Source organism: Faecalibacterium sp. AF10-46 (assembly GCF_003604105.1).
Taxonomy (GTDB): Bacteria; Bacillota; Clostridia; order Oscillospirales; family Ruminococcaceae; genus Faecalibacterium; species Faecalibacterium taiwanense.
In genome coordinates, this window is record NZ_QVGY01000020.1 from 1 (window position 1) to 3,939 (window position 3,939).

4 protein-coding genes are annotated in these 3,939 nt (G+C 49.3%); 2 read left to right on the plus strand and 2 right to left on the minus strand.

The window, feature by feature from the left end:
• Positions 1–151: 151 nt before the first annotated feature.
• Both mobQ and DWV57_RS13925 read right to left on the minus strand, forming a co-directional pair.
• On the minus strand, positions 152–1,726 hold the full coding sequence (gene mobQ / locus DWV57_RS13920) for a MobQ family relaxase (RefSeq protein ID WP_120021096.1): 1,575 nt from the start codon (positions 1,724–1,726) through the stop codon (positions 152–154).
• 269 nt (positions 1,727–1,995) lie between these two features.
• On the minus strand, positions 1,996–2,319 hold the full coding sequence (locus DWV57_RS13925; RefSeq protein WP_005924694.1) for a DUF3847 domain-containing protein: 324 nt from the start codon (positions 2,317–2,319) through the stop codon (positions 1,996–1,998).
• An 80-nt stretch (positions 2,320–2,399) separates the two neighbouring features.
• Between DWV57_RS13925 and DWV57_RS13930 the strand changes: the two genes are divergently transcribed.
• The gene (locus DWV57_RS13930; protein ID WP_223389524.1) at positions 2,400–2,939 is read left to right on the plus strand and encodes a sigma-70 family RNA polymerase sigma factor; all 540 of its coding nucleotides are present in this window, start codon (positions 2,400–2,402) and stop codon (positions 2,937–2,939) included.
• The gene (locus tag DWV57_RS13935; protein WP_005924698.1) at positions 2,932–3,627 is read left to right on the plus strand and encodes a DUF4367 domain-containing protein; all 696 of its coding nucleotides are present in this window, start codon (positions 2,932–2,934) and stop codon (positions 3,625–3,627) included. Before DWV57_RS13930 ends, DWV57_RS13935 begins: the two co-directional genes overlap by 8 nt.
• The last annotated feature ends 312 nt before the right edge of the window (positions 3,628–3,939 follow it).

The window sequence follows — 3,939 nt, forward strand, 5'->3', positions numbered from 1 at the left end:
TCCTCTCACTTGGTAGGCATCGAGAAAGACCTTTAGACACCCATAATTTTGAGAATTAACAAAAAAGTCACATTTGGATTGTTTTACAATGTAAAAAATCTATGTATTCCTGCCACAGACTGCAATGGCACATCAGTGGCAGAAATATAATTTAGAGCGATTCTTCGCGGTTCATGGGGGTAATCGCTTTGTGTTTTGATTTTTCTTGCTGAAGCTGCTCCAACTGTTTCAGCACAGATTCTTTCTCTGGGGTCTTGCCGCCCGGTGCAGAAAGCTGCTGCTTATTCAGCACCATGTCGATATACTTGCGGATATTTTTTAGTGCGGAGATATCCGGCTGCAAGGTTTCCAGTTGGGTGCGCAGCTCTGCGCTGCCGGATTGCAGCGCAGAAAATTCGGCATCCAATGCCGAAAAATCCACCGCTGTGCTGCCGTTCAGCTTCATCATAGTTCGGACAGCTTTATTGAAAGCGTCCAGTTCTTCCTTGTGCTGGCTGGCATAGGCATCTTTCGTCAGCTTGAAGTTCTTTTTTAGAAAGGTATCGTGGATGGGTTTCAGCTTGGCATGGATGGCAGCAGCATCCTTGATCTGGGCGATTGCCCGTATTCGGTTCTCATTCTGCTTCAACTGCCTGCGGAGAGGGGCGGCGGTCTGGTTCAGGTTAGAAATTGCAGTGTCCAAATCCTCAACGGTGTTCAGTGAATGGGTTTTCAGATAGTCCACAGCCCGTTTGACTTCCTCAAAGTCTCGGACAGTGCATTTCAGTTTTGCCTTGCCAGACCAATCGCTGCGCTGCTCGTTGCGGAGGTTGAAGTAATCCACCAGCAGGTCGGACAGCATTGGCTCCTTGGCTTGTTCCAGTGCATCCAAAAGAATCTGCTTCTTTTCATTCAGGTCTGCGATCCAGCGTTGCAGCCCACGAATCGCACTGCGGATGGACTGCATCAGGCTATTGGCGGCGCGAATATCCCGGTTCAGGTTGCCGAGAAAAGTTTCCACTCCACGCTTTTCCATCTGGTGTGCGGCGGGACCGAGATGCACGGTCGGTATCTGCTGGATGCCCTGTCGCTCAAAGGAGCGCAGGTCAACACGTTCCGGGCGGCCAGCCGCTTCCAAATAGCGGTTGGTAATGGTCTCCCAGCCATGCCGCCAGACCTCGGCATACTTCTGGTCGTTCCAGTCCACCGTGTTTTCCTTGTGGCACTTCCAGTTGCCGGAAGCGAGCCGGATGCGCTCACCGTTCTCGTCAAGGTCGTACACCTTTCTGGCTTTCGGGAGCCACTTGCCGTGTTCATCTATTGCCCGGAGCGTCAGCAGAATGTGAGCGTGTGGGTTTCCATCTCCCTTGTCGTGGATGGCAAAGTCGGCAATCATCCCTTTGGAAACAAACTGCTCCTGACAAAACTCTTTTATCATGGACAAATACTGCTCCTTCGGCACCTCCACCGGGAACGCCAGCACGATGCGCCGGGCAAGCTGGGAGTTCCACTGGTTCTCCACAGCTTCTACGGCGTTCCAGAGGGTCGCCCGGTCTGCATATCCGGGCGGCGCATAGGATGGCAGCATGATCTCAGCGTGGACAAGCTCTTTCTTCTTGTTGTAGAATTTTGTTCTCTGGTCGTACTCGCTGAACAGCCGTTCGCCGCTTTGGTAAGCGGCCCCGGCAACAGCGGACTGCCCTTGGCTGCGCTTGACGATGGTAATTTTGAAATGCGGACACGGAATAGGCATCACCCCCAAACAAAAAGACCGCCCAGCAAGATTGCTCTTGGTGAACGGTCTGGAATTGTATTCGGTTTTGCTCGCCGCCTTAGAACGGAGTGCCATGCGCTTCGATCTCAGGCGGGAGCCGCAAAAGGATAGCTGCAAAGCAGCGCAAGGAAAATGCAGTTTTCCTTGGGATGGAATCGGGCTGGCGCACAAACGCCAGCTTCGATTTCATCGAGCCGTCTGCAAGACCGCAATTTCACCGGAACGGTGTATAATTGCGCCCTTTATTCTAAAGGGTGCGGAACGCTGCGGCTTTCGTGCAGGTCGTGAATCATCTTTGCAAGAGCCAGCGCAACTTCCGGCTGACGGAACGCAATTTTCAGCAGCTCCATCACCTGATCGTTGGTGAGTTCTTCCGGCGCAATCAGAAAACTTTCCAGCATTCCGGCACGGGTACACAGCCGATGCACACGGGCCTTGCGGGTCAGCTCCGGTATCTGGTGTTCCAGAATTTTCTCCCGGTGCTGGTAGTAGCGCAGCTGCTGTTCTGCTTTGGCTTTCTCGCTGCGGAGATAGGCGAGATCGGTTTTCGGTTGGGTCAATGGCATCACGCTCCTTTTCAAAAGTTGGTTGTATTCGACATTTTTATTGGTTCGTGGTACACTACACACAATCAATGTGAATAGAGGTGACTGCGTTGCTTGCGTTATATCTAAGTGTGCTTGATGATCGAAACTTTGAAGAAGATTTTACCGAGGTGTACAATACATACAAACGGCTGGTTCACCATACCGCTTACAAAATCATGGATGATTCGTATCTGGCAGAGGATGTGCTACAAGAGGTATTTTTGTACGTTGCAAAAAATTTTTCTAAAATTCATCGAGAAAACTGTCACGAACTCGCTGCTTATCTCGTTAGTTGTAGTAGAAGCCGTGCATATGATATGCTTCGCAAACAACGAGAAGAATTGCTGGAAGATGTCCCAAACGAACCAGATGCCGCTCCGGTGCCGGATGATGCAGCAGTTAGCACCGATAACATTGAACGTCTAACAGAACTGATTGGCCAAATGAAACCGATGTACCGTGATCCGCTACGCCTTTTGGCAATGGGATATACAAACCGTGAGATTGCAAAATCGCTGGGATTAACGGATGAAGTGGTACGAACACGGCTCTTTCGAGGACGAAAACTATTATGGAAGGAGATGAACAGCCATGAGTGAGCGGACAGACATTTCATTTGATGCGGCTTTGATGATGGCACTTCGTGCAGATGCGCAAAGAGAACTGGATTCGCTTCCAACGCCAAAGCAGTTTGAGGAAATCTACCCAGATACGTCCCAATGGGACGAACGAATGACAGAGGCCTTAAAGAAGAAAAAGCACCACCCAGTGTTGAAACGAGTACTAATTGCGGCATTGACACTCGTAATGCTGACGGTTGGTGCTCTTGCGGTCAGCGCTGATTTCCGCAGGGCAGTCTATACGATGATTCAAAAATTTCTGCCCATTGAGATGCAGCTGACTTATCAGGTGGATGGCGAACCGCTGGAGTGGCTCCCGGATGGATACAGCGACCATTATGTGCCGAACGGCTTTGAAATGGACGATGTGCAGAAATTTGAGCGAGCAGAAAACTTTTTACATGTTTACTCGTCAAAAGAAACAGAGGAAAGCTACACAGTCCGTTGCTCAATTATCCAGCCAGGGCAGCAGTCCCTGTTTGATAATGAGCATACAGTGTACGAAACCGTAAAGGTCGGAGAAGCAGATGGTGTACTTGGAACCAGTACGGATGAACATGGAAAGAATGTTTATACTCTAAGTTGGGAACATCGGGGGATTACACATACCGTTATGGGAAACATTCCATACGATGAGATTATGAAAATTGCGGAAGGTATCCGTTAAGAAAGCTGGACACTTGTGAGAGTTCACAAATGTCTGGCTTTCTTTTTGTCTGAACTTACAAAGATGGAAAATTTGAAAAATTTTCTCCTGAAAATTGAAACGAAGCGAATGCGAATTGCGTTGATTATACAAAGGCTCTTGATGGGAGCAAAAAAACGGAGGTGTATGTCTATGTCGAAAAAGCGTTTGTTGTCCATTGTTGTTTCAGCGGTGATTCTCTTGAGCTTTGCCTGCACCGCAATGGCCGCTGAAAAGTCTGAACGGTATGTAGGCGATAGTACGGTCAACGGATCTATTTACCAAACATACTAT